The organism is Micromonospora sp. U21, assembly GCF_018070045.1.
Lineage (GTDB): Bacteria > Actinomycetota > Actinomycetes > Mycobacteriales > Micromonosporaceae > Micromonospora.
In genome coordinates, this window is sequence record NZ_JAGPYK010000046.1 from 23,319 (window position 1) to 37,343 (window position 14,025).

15 protein-coding genes are annotated in these 14,025 nt (G+C 73.5%); 11 read left to right on the forward strand and 4 right to left on the reverse strand.

Annotation, left to right across the window (positions count from 1 at the left end; translation table 11 throughout):
• The first annotated feature begins 5 nt into the window (after positions 1 to 5).
• Positions 6 to 440: a hypothetical protein gene (locus tag KBX63_RS32555; RefSeq protein WP_210917989.1), complete on the forward strand. Its 435-nt coding sequence runs from the start codon at positions 6 to 8 to the stop codon at positions 438 to 440.
• Positions 441 to 521: 81 nt separating this feature from the next.
• Complete coding sequence (locus KBX63_RS32560; RefSeq protein ID WP_210917992.1) at positions 522 to 986, forward strand: hypothetical protein; 465 nt, start codon at positions 522 to 524, stop codon at positions 984 to 986.
• 133 nt (positions 987 to 1,119) lie between these two features.
• Here KBX63_RS32560 and KBX63_RS32565 read toward each other — a convergent pair whose 3' ends face one another.
• Positions 1,120 to 2,079, reverse strand: coding sequence for a GNAT family N-acetyltransferase (locus tag KBX63_RS32565; protein WP_210917995.1), 960 nt, complete (start codon positions 2,077 to 2,079; stop codon positions 1,120 to 1,122).
• Between the two features lie 79 nt (positions 2,080 to 2,158).
• Here KBX63_RS32565 and fdxA point away from each other — a divergent pair, with 79 nt between their 5' ends.
• Genes fdxA through KBX63_RS32590 form a run of 5 tightly spaced genes read left to right on the forward strand, consistent with a single transcriptional unit; the run spans position 2,159 to position 5,928 of the window.
• Positions 2,159 to 2,485 carry a ferredoxin gene (gene fdxA / locus KBX63_RS32570; protein ID WP_007464872.1) on the forward strand — a complete coding sequence of 109 codons (327 nt, stop codon included), beginning with the start codon at positions 2,159 to 2,161 and terminating at the stop codon, positions 2,483 to 2,485.
• A complete protein-coding gene (dapC, locus tag KBX63_RS32575) occupies positions 2,482 to 3,588 on the forward strand; it encodes a succinyldiaminopimelate transaminase (RefSeq protein ID WP_305798354.1) in 1,107 nt (368 codons plus the stop codon). Before fdxA ends, dapC begins: the two co-directional genes overlap by 4 nt.
• 15 nt (positions 3,589 to 3,603) lie before the next feature.
• Complete coding sequence (locus KBX63_RS32580) at positions 3,604 to 4,632, forward strand: prephenate dehydrogenase/arogenate dehydrogenase family protein (RefSeq protein ID WP_210917998.1); 1,029 nt, start codon at positions 3,604 to 3,606, stop codon at positions 4,630 to 4,632.
• Positions 4,633 to 4,642: 10 nt separating this feature from the next.
• Positions 4,643 to 5,281 (forward strand): SIMPL domain-containing protein, encoded by a 639-nt coding sequence (locus tag KBX63_RS32585; RefSeq protein WP_210917999.1) that lies wholly within the window; start codon positions 4,643 to 4,645, stop codon positions 5,279 to 5,281.
• Positions 5,281 to 5,928 (forward strand): nucleoside/nucleotide kinase family protein, encoded by a 648-nt coding sequence (locus KBX63_RS32590; RefSeq protein ID WP_210918000.1) that lies wholly within the window; start codon positions 5,281 to 5,283, stop codon positions 5,926 to 5,928. The genes KBX63_RS32585 and KBX63_RS32590 overlap by 1 nt, the downstream gene beginning before the upstream one ends.
• Positions 5,929 to 5,950: 22 nt before the next feature.
• On the opposite strand, the gene KBX63_RS32595 is transcribed toward KBX63_RS32590, so the two are convergent.
• Positions 5,951 to 6,508 (reverse strand): sugar O-acetyltransferase, encoded by a 558-nt coding sequence (locus KBX63_RS32595; protein WP_307871921.1) that lies wholly within the window; start codon positions 6,506 to 6,508, stop codon positions 5,951 to 5,953.
• Positions 6,509 to 6,666: 158 nt separating this feature from the next.
• On the opposite strand from KBX63_RS32595, the gene KBX63_RS32600 reads away from it, so the two are divergent.
• On the forward strand, positions 6,667 to 9,963 hold the full coding sequence (locus tag KBX63_RS32600; RefSeq protein ID WP_210918001.1) for a S8 family serine peptidase: 3,297 nt from the start codon (positions 6,667 to 6,669) through the stop codon (positions 9,961 to 9,963).
• A 51-nt stretch (positions 9,964 to 10,014) separates the two neighbouring features.
• Here KBX63_RS32600 and dapD read toward each other — a convergent pair whose 3' ends face one another.
• Positions 10,015 to 10,974, reverse strand: coding sequence for a 2,3,4,5-tetrahydropyridine-2,6-dicarboxylate N-succinyltransferase (gene dapD, locus KBX63_RS32605; protein ID WP_210918002.1), 960 nt, complete (start codon positions 10,972 to 10,974; stop codon positions 10,015 to 10,017).
• Positions 10,975 to 11,109: 135 nt separating this feature from the next.
• On the opposite strand from dapD, the gene dapE reads away from it, so the two are divergent.
• Positions 11,110 to 12,183, forward strand: a complete 1,074-nt coding sequence (gene dapE / locus KBX63_RS32610) for a succinyl-diaminopimelate desuccinylase (protein ID WP_210918003.1) — start codon at positions 11,110 to 11,112, stop codon at positions 12,181 to 12,183.
• Between the two features lie 33 nt (positions 12,184 to 12,216).
• Here the strand turns inward: dapE and KBX63_RS32615 are convergent, their stop codons facing one another.
• On the reverse strand, positions 12,217 to 12,387 hold the full coding sequence (locus KBX63_RS32615; RefSeq protein WP_210918013.1) for a hypothetical protein: 171 nt from the start codon (positions 12,385 to 12,387) through the stop codon (positions 12,217 to 12,219).
• Positions 12,388 to 12,542: 155 nt separating this feature from the next.
• Here KBX63_RS32615 and KBX63_RS32620 point away from each other — a divergent pair, with 155 nt between their 5' ends.
• Positions 12,543 to 13,406, forward strand: coding sequence for a TIGR00730 family Rossman fold protein (locus KBX63_RS32620; RefSeq protein ID WP_210918005.1), 864 nt, complete (start codon positions 12,543 to 12,545; stop codon positions 13,404 to 13,406).
• Positions 13,406 to 13,951 carry a TIGR00730 family Rossman fold protein gene (locus tag KBX63_RS32625; protein ID WP_210918006.1) on the forward strand — a complete coding sequence of 182 codons (546 nt, stop codon included), beginning with the start codon at positions 13,406 to 13,408 and terminating at the stop codon, positions 13,949 to 13,951. The genes KBX63_RS32620 and KBX63_RS32625 overlap by 1 nt, the downstream gene beginning before the upstream one ends.
• The last annotated feature ends 74 nt before the right edge of the window (positions 13,952 to 14,025 follow it).

The following is a 14,025-nucleotide window of genomic DNA, read 5'->3' on the forward strand; positions in this document are numbered from 1 at the left end:
CTCCGATGTCGGTCATGGAAGGCCAGGACGGCCCACCCCCGGCGGGGCCGCCGCCGCGCCTGCTGGACCTGGGCCTGCGGTTGGCCGGCGCGATCGTCGTGGTGGTGGCCGGGGTGCTGACCGGGGTGCTGGAGCTGCTGCTCTCCACGGCCCGGGTCGGCGGGCAGTTGATCGGCGTGTCGGCGCTGCTCGCCGTCGGGGCCAACATCGCGCTGAGCTGGTTCGCGCACGAGGTGGTCGGTCGCCGGTGGGCGGTGGCGCTGCCCGCGGTGCCGTGGTTCGCGCTGATGGCGGTGGCCGCCATCCGGACCAGCGAGGGCGACCTGCTGCTGGCCGGCGACAACTGGGTCGGCCTGGTCATGATCGTGGCCGGCGCGATGACCTTCGCGGTGATGGGCTTCCGGCAGGTCCTCGCCCCTCCGCCCACACTCGGCGGCTGATGACGCCACACAGGTAGGGGTGGTAGATATTCCTGCCATGGATGGAGCCCCGCAACGGGGCGTACGGCAGGAGGTCGTGCGATGGACGGACGGTGGCGTGACGTCGGGGTGCTCGCGGGAGCGCTGTTCGCGGTCAACGTGGTCGCCCGGCTGATCATCCGGCTCGGCTTCGACGGTGACGACACCGTCGCCGACCGGGTGTCGCTGGCGATGTTCGTGGTGATCGGGCTGATCCTGGCCGTGGTCGCCTTCCGCTGGGGGCGCCGTCGGCCGCTGGCCGGGTGGGCGGCCGACGTGACCGTCGCGGTGCTGGTGGCGATGGCCCTGACCGTGCTGGTCGGGCCGCTGCTGGTCGGCAACAACCCGTTCGCCGGCGGGGCGGGCACGTTCTTCGCCCAGATCTGGCTCTACCTGCTCGCCAGCGGCGCCGGGGTGCTGATCGGGTACCTGGTGCTCACCGCGCTCGGGCTCGACCACCGCTCCCAGCAGCTCAAGCGGTACGCCGAGGTCAAGGCCTCCAAGCCGCGCCGGGTCGTCCGCCGCTGACCCGTCCGCGCGGGCGTTCGGCGGTCCGCGTCCGGGCGCCGGCGATGATCGATTCGATGTCCAGGAAGTCGCGGTTTCCGGCCGAGGCGGACGGCCCCGTTTCCTGGAATTCGAGTGGATCACGTCCGCCGGCTCAGTGCGGAGCGACCCGGGTCAGGTAGGCGTGGTGGGTCGTGAAGCCGAGCCGCTGGTAGAGCGCCACCGCACCGGTGTTGTGCTGCTCCACCTGAAGGAAGGCGTGCGTCGCCCCGGCCGAGGCGCCCCAGTCGGCCAGCGCCGCGAGCACCGCCCGCGCCAGCCCCTGACGGCGCGCCTCCGGCAGCACCTCGATCAGGCTCAGCCCGAGCCAGCGGCCCTGCCCGGTCACCGTGCCCCGGCCGATCGCCACCAGCGTGCCGTCGGCGTACGCGTGGGCGAAGCGGACCTGGTCCACGGCGGTGAGCACGTGCCGGGCGGCGTCCGGCAGGCCACCCTTGCGCCCGGCGGCGACCGTCAGCCACGCGGCGGACGGCGCGGCCACCAGCTCGACGCCGGTTCCGGCGACCGCCGTGCCGGCCCCGGGGGCGGCCAGGGGCAGTGGCGCGGTCTGCACCAGCGTCGGCGGCCGGCTGCCCCAGCCCCGGGTGTCCAGCTCGGCACCGACCGGCGCGGCGAGCGGCAGCGGCGTGTTGATCAGCGCCGGTTGGCCCTGCTCGGCGTACCAGCGCTCGACCGCGTCCACCGCGGCGGGCAGCGGCCGGTCCGGATCGCCGATCGGCAGTGCCGAGTTGGCCCGTCCGGTCCAGCCGTCGGCGGCCCGGAGCAGCCAGTCACCGAGCAGGCCCCGCGTCGGTGCCGGCCAGGCTTCGTCGGCGGCCCGTTCGAGCGCCACCACCGCGGCGGCGGTCGGTCGGCGGGTCGGCGGCACCCGCTTGGCCCGGTGCACCTGCGCCACCGGGACCCGCAGCTGGCCCTGCGCGGTGGCCAGCGTGAGATGAGTCTCGCTCAGCTCCACCAGCTCGCCGAGGGCGTCCGAGAAGAGCGGGCGGCCTTCGCGAATCCCCACAATCCGGCGGACCACGATCCGGTGTCCCACATCCTGCTGTCGGAGCACGATCGACCCCCTCCCCGGCGAGATACTAGGCTCTAACCGTCGCGGGAGATCGCGGCGTGTCTTGCGGAGGAGAAGACCGGTGACCTACATCATCGCCGAGCCGTGCGTGGATGTGCTCGACAAGGCATGTATCGAGGAGTGCCCGGTCGACTGCATTTACGAGGGCAACCGGATGCTCTACATCCACCCCGACGAGTGCGTCGACTGTGGTGCCTGTGAGCCTGTCTGCCCGGTGGAGGCGATCTTCTACGAGGACGACGTCCCGGAGCAGTGGAAGGACTACACCGGCGCCAACTACGAGTTCTTCGAGGACCTGGGCTCGCCCGGGGGCGCCTCGAAGATCGGCAAGGTGGAGAAGGACGCCACATTCGTCGCCGCGCAGCCGCCGCGCGGCGAGGGCCACTGAACAGGCCCGCGCCGGTCTCGTCGCGGCTGCCCGAATACACCTGGGACACCCTGGCCGCCGCGGCCACCCTGGCCGCGGCGCACCCGGAGGGCCTGATCAACCTTTCCATGGGCACGCCGGTCGACCCGGTGCCCGAGGTGATCCGGCGGGCGCTGGCCGACGCGTCCGACGCTCCCGGCTACCCGTTGACCGCCGGCACCCCGGCGTTGCGGGACGCGATCGCGGCGTGGGTCGCCCGGGCCTGTGGCGCCGGGGTCGATGGTCTCGGTGTGCTGCCGACCATCGGCTCCAAGGAGTTGGTCGCCTGGCTGCCCACCCTGCTCGGCATCGGTCCGGGTGACGTGGTGGTGGTGCCGTCGGTCGCGTACCCCACGTACGAGGCAGGGGCCCGGCTGGCCGGGGCCACCGTGGTCCGCGCCGACTCGCTCACCGCGGTCGGGCCGACCTCCCGGGTCCGGCTGGTCTGGGTCAACTCGCCCGGCAACCCGACCGGCCGGGTGTTGCCCGCGGCGCACCTGCGCAAAGTGGTCGACTGGGCCCGGGAACGCGGCGCGGTGGTGGCCAGCGACGAGTGCTACCTGCCGCTCGGCTGGTCCGCCGAGCCGGTCTCGGTGCTGTCCCCGCAGGTGTGCGGCGGGAGCTACGACGGGGTGCTCGCCGTGCACTCGCTCTCCAAGCGGTCCAACCTCGCCGGCTACCGGGCCGGGTTCGTGGCCGGCGACCCGGCGCTCGTCGCCGAGCTGCTGAAGGTCCGTAAGCACGCTGGCATGATCGTGCCCGCCCCCGTGCAGGCGGCCATGGTGGCCGCCCTTCAGGACCAGCGGCACGCCGACGAGCAGCGGGAGCGCTACCGCGCCCGGCGTGAGGTGCTGACCGCCGCGTTCACCGGCGCCGGCTTCACGGTCGAGCACTCGGAGGCCGGCCTCTACCTCTGGCTCACCCGCGGTGAGGACTGCTGGCAGACGGTCGACTGGCTGGCCCGGCGCGGCATCCTGGTCGCCGCCGGGGTCTTCTACGGTCCGAGCGCGAACCAGCACGTCCGGGTGGCGCTCACCGAGTCCGACGAGCACGTCGCCGCGGTCGCCGGCCGGCTGCGGGCCTGACCCCGGGGCCCGGCGATGACCGGCGAGGCGACCGGGCGGTACGCCGGAGTGCGGGCGGCCGTGGTCGGCACCGGCCTGATCGGCGGCTCGGTGCTGCTGCGCCTGGCCGACGCCGGCCTGGACGTGGCGGGTTGGGATCCCGATCCGGCGACCCGCGAGCGGGCCCGGGCTGGGGGGCTGGTTGCGCCGGACACCATCGAGGAGGCCGTGGCCGGCCGGGACGTGGTCTTTCTCAGCGGGCCGCTGCCCACCCTGCCCGGGACGCTGGCCCGGGTCGCCGCCGCGACCGCGCCGGGCTGCGTGCTCACCGACGTCGGCAGCACCAAGGTCGAGGTGACCGAGGCGGCCGACCGGCTCGGGCTCACCGACCGGTTCGTGCCCGGGCACCCGATGGCCGGTGCGGAGTCCGCCGGCCTGACCGCCGCCTCCACGACGCTGCTGGCGGGCGCCGCCTGGGTGCTCTGCCCGGCACCGGGCGCGGCGACGCCCGCCTTCCGCTGGCTGGCCGGGCTGCTGGTGGAGCTGTTCGGCGCCCGGGTCGTGCCGATGTCCGCGCCGGCGCACGACTCGGCGGCCGCGCTCGCCTCGCACGTGCCGCACCTGCTGGCCGGGGCGCTGGCCGGGGCGGTGCAGCGGGCGCCGCTGCGCGACGCGGTGCTGGCGCTCGCCGCGGGCAGCTTCCGGGACGGCACCCGGGTCGCCGGCACCCCCGCCGAGCGGACCGCGAACATGCTGCTCGGCAACCAGACCCGGGTGCTGCACGAGCTGGCCGAGGTGAGCGCATTCCTGGACGAGCTGGCGGCCGCGCTGCGGGCCGGTGACGCGGCGGCGCTCACCGCTCGGTACGCGGAGGCCGCCGCGGCCCGGTCGGCGCTGCTCGACCCCCGGTACGCCGGACGGGACCGGGAGTTCCCGACCGACGGCGACCATGCCGCCGAGGTGACCTGGCTGCGAGGGCTGGGCGAGGCGGGCGGGCACCTGACCGGGTGCCGGGTTGGCGCGACAGCGGTCTCCTACACGGCATGGCGCCCGCTGGCTGACTAGGCTCAGGGGTATGGCAGTGGATGGCCCGGTCGTGCAGGTGCGCGGTGAGGCGTACCGGGAGGTGCCGCCCGAGCTGGCCCGGTTCGCGGTCACCGCGAAGGCCCGGGACCGGGACCGGGAGGCCACGCTGACCCGGCTGGCCGAGCGGGCCGCCGCCGTCCGGGTGCTGCTGGACAGCTCCGAGCCGGTCGTGGCCCGGCGGGAGACCGGCGACCTGCGGGTCCGGCCGGAGACCCGGCGTTCGGGCGAGCGGGTGGTGGCCTGGCACGGCAGCGTGACGACCACGGTCACCGTCACCGACTTCACCGCCCTCGGTGAGCTGATGCTCCGGCTGGCCGACCAGGACCAGGTCGAGGTGGCCGGTCCCTGGTGGGAGCTGCGCCCGGACAGCCCCGCGCACCGCGAGGCGCGGCACGCCGCGATCACCGACGCGCTGCTGCGCGCCCGGGAGTACGCCGAGGCGCTGGGCGCCCGGGTGACCTCGCTGATCGAGCTGGCCGACGCCGGCCCCGGCGACCGGCCGGTGTTCGCCCGTGCGGCGTACGACGGGGGCGGCGGCGCGCCGGAGCTGGAGTTGGACCCGCAGCCACAGACGGTCCAGGCGGCCGTGCAGGCGCGGTTCACCATCAGCGACCCGGTTCTGGGCTGATGCCGCCGGCCCGGGTGCTCTCCGTCGACGAGCTGGTCGCACGGGCGCGGGCGCTGGCTGAGGCCGGTCCTCGGCAACTGCTCGGCATCGCCGGCGCGCCGGGCGCGGGGAAGTCCACGTTGGCCGAGCAGGTCGTTGCCGGGGTCGGTCCGACCGCCCGGCTGGTGCCGATGGACGGCTTCCACCTGGCGCAGTCGCAGCTGGCTCGGCTGGGCCGCGCCGATCGCAAGGGCGCGGTGGACACCTTCGACGCCAACGGGTACGTCTCGCTGCTGCGCCGGTTGCACCGGTTGGAGCCGACCTCGGTCTACGCGCCGGAGTTCCGCCGGGACCTGGAGGAGCCGGTGGCCGGGGCGATCGAGGTGCCGCCATCGGTCCGGCTGGTGGTGACGGAGGGCAACTACCTGCTGCTGCCGGACTTCCCGTGGCAGGAGATCCGGTCGTTGCTGCACGAGGCCTGGTTCCTCGATCTGGACGCCGAGCTGCGGCAGCGCCGGCTGACCGCCCGGCACGAGGCGTTCGGGCGGTCGCCGGTGCAGGCGCAGGCCTGGGCGCTGGGCAGCGACGAGGCCAACGCCTCTCTGGTCACCGGCACCGCCGGCACCGCCGACCTGGTGGTCCGCCTGCCCGAGCCGCCTTCACCCTGACCCGAGCGCCGGGCCGTGTCGATCAGTCCAGCTGGCGGACCGGCCGGGCCGGGTTGCCGACCGCGACCACGTTGGGGGGCAGGTCCCGGGTCACCACCGCGCCGGCGCCGACGACGGTGTTCGCACCGATCGTCACCCCGGCCAGCACGATCGCGCCGCCGCCGAGCCAGACGTTGTCGCCGATGGTGATCGGCTTGGCCGCCTCCCACTTGTCGCGGCGTGGCCCGGGTTCCACCGGGTGCGTCGGAGTGAGCAGCTGCACGTTCGGTCCGACCTGGACGTCCGCGCCGAGGGTGATCAGGGCGACGTCGAGGAAGACCGCGTGGTAGTTGACGAAGCTGCGTGGCCCGATCCGGATCTGCCAGCCGTAGTCGCAGTAGAACGGTGGGCGGACCCAGGTGCCCTCGCCCAGCTCGCCGAGCAGGTCGCGCAGCGCCGCCAGGCGGGCCACCTCGTCCGCCGCGGAGCTGGTGTTGAAGCGTTCCATCAGCCGGGCGGCCCGGTCCAGGTCAGCGACGATTTCGGGATCGTCGGCGAGGTACGGCTCACCGGCGAGCATTCGGTCCTTCATGGAGGTCACCCGGTCGATGATGCCGTTCCGGCCGGGTACGGGTTGGTTGGTCCGTCATTTTTTCGACTTCCCTATGCATACGCGGTATGCAACTCTGACGGTGGTCAATGCGTCTCTAGTCGTAACGACGCTCCATCGAGGAGGATCCGTTGCATCGAAGTAGCAGAATGGCCGCCGCAGTCGTAGTCGCCCTCGGGCTGGGCAGTCCGGCAGTCGCCGTGGCAGCCCCGTCGACCACCGCCGCCACCCCGGACGCCGTCGGGCGCACCTCGACCAACGCCGCGTCTCCGACCACCACCGTCACCCTGCTCACCGGGGACCGGGTCACCGTCACCGCGTCCGGGTCCGCCGTCGTACGTCCGGGTGCCGGGCGTACCGACATCCGCTTCCTCACCACCCGCGACGACGGTCACCTCACGGTGCTGCCGCAGGACGCCCTGCCACTGGTCCGCGCCGGCCGGGTCGACCGGCGGCTGTTCGACGTGACCGGGCTGATCGCCGCCGGCTACGACGATGCCCGCCGCGACCACCTGCCGGTGCTGGTGACCGGCGACGCGGGCGCCAACCGGAGAGCCGCCGCTCCCGCCGGGCTGACCGTCACCACACAACTGCCGGCCATCGGCGGTGTCGCCGCGAGGGCGGACAAGCAGCGAGCCGCGACGGTCTGGACGGCGCTCACCGGCGCCGGCGCCCGGGTCGGCACGGCGGGGGGCGCCGACCGGATCTGGCTCGACGGCCGCCGGCAGATCACCCTTGACCACAGCGTGCCGCAGATCGGCGCACCGGCCGCGCACCAGGCGGGCTTCACCGGCCAGGGCGTACGCGTCGCCGTGCTGGACACCGGCGTCGACGCCAACCACCCCGACCTGACCGGCCGGATCGCCGAGTCGCAGAACTTCACCGAGGCCCCCGATGCCGGTGACACCGTCGGGCACGGCACCCACGTCGCCTCGATCATCGCCGGCAGCGGCGCCGCCTCCGGCGGTAGGTACCGGGGCGTCGCCCCGGACGCCATGCTGCTCAACGGCAAGGTCTGCGAGGACGCGGGCTGCCCGGAGTCGGCGATTCTGGCCGGCATGCAGTGGGCCGCCGTCGACCAGCACGCCGACGTGATCAACATGAGCCTGGGTGGTCGCGACACGCCCGCCGTCGACCCGCTGGAGGCCGCGGTCGAGTCGCTGACCGCGCAGACCGGCGCGCTCTTCGTGATCTCCGCCGGCAACGACGGCACCGACGGCTCGGTCGGCTCGCCGAGCACGGCGGACGCCGCCCTCGCCGTGGGCGCGGTGGACCGCGACGACGCGCTGGCCGACTTCTCCAGCCGGGGGCCCCGGGTGGGCGACGCCGGGCTGAAGCCGGACCTGACCGCGCCCGGCGTGGAGATCGTCGCCGCCCGCGGCGACGGCACGCTGCTCGGCGAGCCGGTGGGGGAGAAGTACGTCTCGCTCTCCGGCACCTCGATGGCCGCGCCGCACGTCACCGGCGCGGTGGCGCTGCTCGCCCAGCAGCACACCGGCTGGGAGGCAGCCCAGCTCAAGGCCACCCTGATGGCCTCGGCGAAGCCGCACCCGGCGCAGACCGCCTTTCAGCAGGGCGCCGGCCGGGTCGACGTGGCCCGGGCGATCACCCAGCGGGTGGTCAGTGACCCGGTCAGCGTCTCCTTCGGCCAGCCGGCCTGGCCGCACAGCGACGACACCCCGGTCACCAGGGAAGTCGGCTGGCGCAACGACGGCCCGGACCCGCTCACCCTGGACCTGACCCTCGAGGTGACCGGCCCGAACGGCCAGCCGGCACCCGCCGGAATGTTCGCCCTCGGCGCGAGCCAGGTCACCGTGCCGGCCGGCGGCACCGCCGGCACCACCGTCACCGCGGACACCCGACTCGGAACGGACGGCCACTGGACCGGGCGGATCGTGGCCCGCTCCGGGTCGGCCGTGGCGGTCACCCCGGTCGCGGTGAACCGGGAGGTGGAGAGCTACCAGCTCACCGTGCGGCACCTGGACACCACCGGTGCGGCCGCCACCGACCACATCACCGCTCTCGTCGACCTGGACACCTTCGCCACCTACGACCTGTACGACCCGGACGGCACCGTCGACACCCGGGTGCCCAAGGGCCGCTACGGACTCGTCAGCCTCCTCTTCGCCGCGGACGGGGTCGCGCAGCTGGCCCAGCCGGAGCTGGTCATCGACGGCGACACCACCCGCACCGTCGACGCCCGGAAGGCCCGGCCGGTGCGCACCGCCGTTCCGGAGCGCTCGGCCGCGCCGGCGCTGGTGGACATCGGGGCGAACTGGGTCACCGACGACCGCGCGTACGGGTTCGGCGTGATCTCGCCCGACTTCACCGGGCTGGCCACCGGGCACCTCGGTCGTGCGGTCTCCGGTGACCGGTTCTTCGCCACGGTGAGCAGCCAGTGGGCGCAGCCCGAGGTCGCCAACAGCCCCTACCCGTACGCGCTGAGCGAGAAGTTCTCCGGCCGGATGCCGACCGGCTTCGACAAGACCTACCGCAGCCGGGACCTGGCCAGCGTCACGCACCGGTTCCGGGGCGGCTATCCGGGCCTGACCGCCGAGCGGGTGGTCTTCCCACACCTCGATCCGGATCTGGGCGGTTGGGCGGTCGGCCTGACCACCGTGGTGCCGGGGCAGCGGGTCGAGCACTACAACACCCGCGGGCTGCGCTGGTCCTCCGAGCTGATGTTCGGGGTACCCACCGACGAGGGGTGGCCGGATCTGAAGGCGTCGCTGACCGCCGAACCACGGGTGTACCGGCCCGGCCGGCACACCCGGGAGAGCTGGAACAGCGCACCGTACGGACCGTCGTTCCCGGCGCCGCGCTGGCCCGGCCAGGGAGTCACCCGGCTCGGTGACGAGATCCAGGTGGACGTTCCCCTGCACAGCGACGCCGAGGGGCACGCGGGCGGTTCCGTCGCCGACAGCGCCCGGACGGCCCTGTACCGCGACGGCGTACTGGTCGGCGAGCTGCCCCAGCCCGCCTTCGGGCAGTTCACGGTGCCGCCCGGTGCCGCTCGCTACCGGCTGGAGGTCTCGTCGAAGCGGAGCTTCACCGATCTCAGCACCGAGGTCAGCACGGCGTGGACCTTCCGGTCCCGGCACGTGCCGGGCGAGGACCACCGGCCGCTGCCGGTGTCCGCCATCCGGTTCACGCCGCCGCTCGACGAGGCCAATGCCGCCCCGGCCGGCCGGAGCCTGGCCATCCCGGTGCAGGTGCACCGGCAGCCCGCCGCCACCGGCTCGCGGGTGACCGGGTTGACCGTCGACGTCTCGTACGACGGCGGCCAGAGCTGGCGACCCGCCCAGGTCCGGCACGGCGGGCACGGCTGGACGGCCACCGTCCGGCATCCCGCCGGTGCCGGATACGCGTCCCTGCGGGCCACCGCCCGGGATGCCGCCGGCAACACGGTGACCGAACGGATCATCCAGGCGTACCGCCTGCGGTGAGGCGTACCCCGTCCGGGTCCGCGGCCGAGCGCCGCGGACCCGGACGGGCCGTCAGTCGTTGGCGTGCAGAGCGGTGTTCAGCTCGATGCCCCGGCCGGTGCGCGGGCGGGCCTCCAGCGCGCCGTTGACCGAGTTCCGCCAGAACAGCAGGCCGTCGACGCCGGACAGTTCCCGGGCCTTGACCACCCGGCCGTCCGGCAGAGTGATCTTCGAGGCGGCGGTGATGTAGCAGCCGGCCTCGACCACGCAGTCGTCGCCGAGCGAGATGCCGACGCCGGCGTTCGCGCCGATCAGGCTCCGCTCACCGATGCTCACCTTCTCGGTGCCGCCACCGGAGAGGGTGCCCATGATCGAGGCGCCGCCACCGACGTCGGAGCCGTCGCCGACCAGCACGCCCTGCACGATCCGACCCTCCACCATCGAGGTGCCCACGGTGCCGGCGTTGAAGTTGACGAAGCCCTCGTGCATCACGGTGGTGCCGGCGGCCAGGTGCGCGCCGAGCCGGACCCGGTCCGCGTCGGCGATCCGTACACCGGCGGGCACCACGTAGTCGGTCATCCGGGGGAACTTGTCCACCCCGTACACCGCCAGGTGGCGGCCGGCGGCCCGCTCGATCACCCGCAGCTCGTCCACCCGCTCCGGCGGGCACGGCCCGGCGGAGGTCCACGCCACGTTGGCCAGTTTGCCGAAGATGCCGTCCAGGTTGAGCTGGTTGGGCCGGACCAGGCGGTGCGAGAGCAGGTGCAGCCGGAGGTACGCGTCCGGAGCGTCCTTGATCGGGTCGTCCAGCGAGCCGATCACGGTGACCACCTGGACGGTACGCAGACCAGGCAGCGACCGGTCGCCGAGCGCGGCCGGCGGCAGGTCGAGCACGTCCGTCTCGTCCTCGCCGGCGACCAGCGGCAGCTCACCCAGGCCCAGCTTGCCGGTCGGGTACCAGGTGTCGAGCACCTGCTCGTCGGCCGTGACGGTGGCCAGGCCGATGCCCCAGGCGGAATCTGCGGACGTCACTGTTGCACCTCTCGGTCGCGGCCGGACCGGCCTCTGCTCACGACGGCGAGGCTCGCAAGCTCACTCCTCCCGCTCCCCGCAGGGGCCCGCAAGCTCGCTCCTCGCGCTGACAGACCTGAAGGTACCGTGCGAACCATGGAGAACCCGCTGACCCCCGAGGTCCTCGCCGATCCGGTGGCGCTGACCCGTGCTCTGGTCGACATCGAGTCCGTGTCGCTCGACGAGAAGGCGATCGCCGACTGTGTTGAAGAGGTGCTGCGGGGCGTACCGCACCTGACCACCCACCGACACGGCAACACGGTGATGGCGCGCACCGACCTGGGTCGCTCGCTGCGCGTCGTGCTGGCCGGGCACCTGGACACGGTTCCGTTGAACAACAACTTCCCGTCGACCATGCGCGGCGACCTGATGTACGGCTGCGGCACCTCGGACATGAAGTCCGGCGTCGCGTACGCGCTGCACCTCGCCGTGACCCTGCCCGAGCCGCGCTACGACGTGACGTACTTCTTCTACGAGGCCGAGGAGATCGAGTCCCGGTACAACGGGCTGAACCTGGTCGCGCAGGCGTACCCGGAGTGGCTGGAGGCGGACTTCGCCGTCCTGCTGGAGCCGACGTACGGCATCGTCGAGGCGGGCTGCCAGGGCACCATGCGGTCGACGGTCACCACCACCGGGGTGCGGGCCCACTCGGCGCGCTCCTGGCACGGCGTGAACGCCATCCACGCCGCCGGCGAGGTGCTCCGCCGGCTTCAGACGTACGAGGCCCGCCGGGTCACGATCGACGGCTGCGACTACCGCGAGGGCATGAACGCGGTGCGGATCCACGGCGGGGTGGCCGGCAACGTGGTCCCGGACCGGTGTGAGATCGAGGTCAACTACCGGTTCGCCCCGGACCGCACCCCGGCCGAGGCGGAGGCGCATCTGCGGGAGGTCTTCGCGGGCTTCGAGTTGGCCGTGACCGACGTGGCGGCCGGTGCCCTGCCCGGGCTGGAGGCGGCTCCGGCGAAGGAGTTCCTGGCGGCGGTCGGCGCGGCGCCGATCGGCAAGCTGGGCTGGACGGACGTGGCCCGGTTCGCGGCCATGGGCATCCCCGCGCTGAACTTCGGCCCGGGTGACCCCAACCTGGCCCACCACCCGGACGAGCACGTCGAGATCACCAAGATCCGCGACGGCGCCGCGACCCTGCACCGCTGGCTGGCCCCAGCCTGACCCGCCCCGCTGCCGGTGATCAAGAGGTTTGCGTCAGCCGGGCCCGTTGTCGGTGACGCAAACCTCTTGATCAGCTCCGGACGGGGTGGGGGAGAGGGGCTGGGGTTCGTCCAGTTGGCGGGTGCGGCGGCGCTCGGCCACCACGTCTCGGATCCGTCGCTGCATCTGGCGACGGATCCGGATCATCTCGTTGTTGCTGATCACGCTGTCTCCTCCCCCGAAGGCGCGCGCCCGGGCATACCCGGTATGTGAATAGTAAGACGTACGAGCGAGCCGAATAGTTGCCCAAGATCTCGAACTATTTCTCGGCGTCCCCGCCCCGCACCCCCGACAGCTGCCGCTCCACTACGGTTGCTCCCATGAGCCAGAGCAACGGGCGGGAGGCCGGCCGCGGTCCCGGACAGGAGCGGCATCGGGGCCCGGTGACGCTGCGCCGGGGCGCGATTCCGAGCAGCACCGCTGACCAGCGGCTGCTGGACTCACGCGGGCGGGGTGACTGGAAGACCAGGGACGCCTGGCGGGCGCTGCGCATCCTCTCCGAGTTCGTCGAGGGCTTCGACACACTTGCCGACCTGCCGCCGGCGGTCAGTGTCTTCGGCTCGGCGCGCAGCGGCCCGGACACCGTCGAGTGCCGCCTGGCCGAGCAGCTGGGCGGCGCGCTGGCCCGGGCCGGCTACGCGGTGATCACCGGTGGTGGGCCGGGGGTGATGGAGGCCGCCAACCGGGGGGCCAGTGAGGCCGGCGGGCTCTCCGTCGGGCTCGGCATCGAGCTCCCGTTCGAGCAGGGCATCAACGAATGGGTCGACCTCGCCATCGACTTCCGCTACTTCTTCGCCCGCAAGACGATGTTCGTCAAGTACGCGCAGGCGTTCGTGGTGCTGCCCGGCGGATTCGGCACCATGGACGAGCTGTTCGAGGCGCTCACCCTGGTGCAGACCGGCAAGGTCACCCGGTTCCCGGTGGTGCTGATGGGGGTCGCCTACTGGCAGGGGCTGCTCGACTGGATGCGCGACACGATGGCCGCCGGCGGCAAGATCGGGCCCGTCGACCTGGAGCTGATCTGCCTCACCGACGACGTCAACGCGGCGGTCCGGCACATCATCCAGGCCGAGGCGACGCTCTCCGCCGAGCAGGAGGCGGTCCGTGACGAGGCCGTCGCCCGTACCGGTGCCGACCAGCGGGCCGCCGCAGAGCAGGCGGCCGACCAGCCGCGGGAGAGCTGATGGCGGCGATCTGCGTCTTCTGCGCCTCCTCCCGTACCCTCGACCAGCGCTGGCTCGACCTGGCCGCCGAGACCGGCGCGGAGCTGGCCCGGCGTGGGCACACGCTGGTCAGCGGCGGCGGCTGCGTCGGCATGATGGGCGCGCTGGCGGACGGCGCGCGGGCCGCCGGTGGCCGCACCCTGGGCGTGATCCCGCAGGCGCTGGTGGACCTGGAAGTCGCCGACCTGGCCTCGGACGAGCTGTTGGTGACCGACTCGATGGCCACCCGCAAGACCGTGATGATCGACAAGTCGGACGCGTTCCTCACCCTGCCCGGCGGGCTGGGCACCCTGGACGAGCTGTTCGAGGTCTGGACCACCGCCACCCTCGCCCTGCACACCAAGCCGATGGTGCTGATCGACACCGACGGTTTCTACCGGCCGCTGCTGGACTGGCTCGGCACGCTCGGCGACCAGCACTTCCTCAAGCCGGCCGGTCTCAACCTCCTCACCGTCGCCAACTCCATCCCCACCGCCCTGGACGCCCTGGAATCCCACCTAACCTGACCCACCCCCACCCCCACACCCACCCCACCCGGCCCTCTCCCCGGCCCCGCGCCCGGGCCCTCCCCACCCCGTCG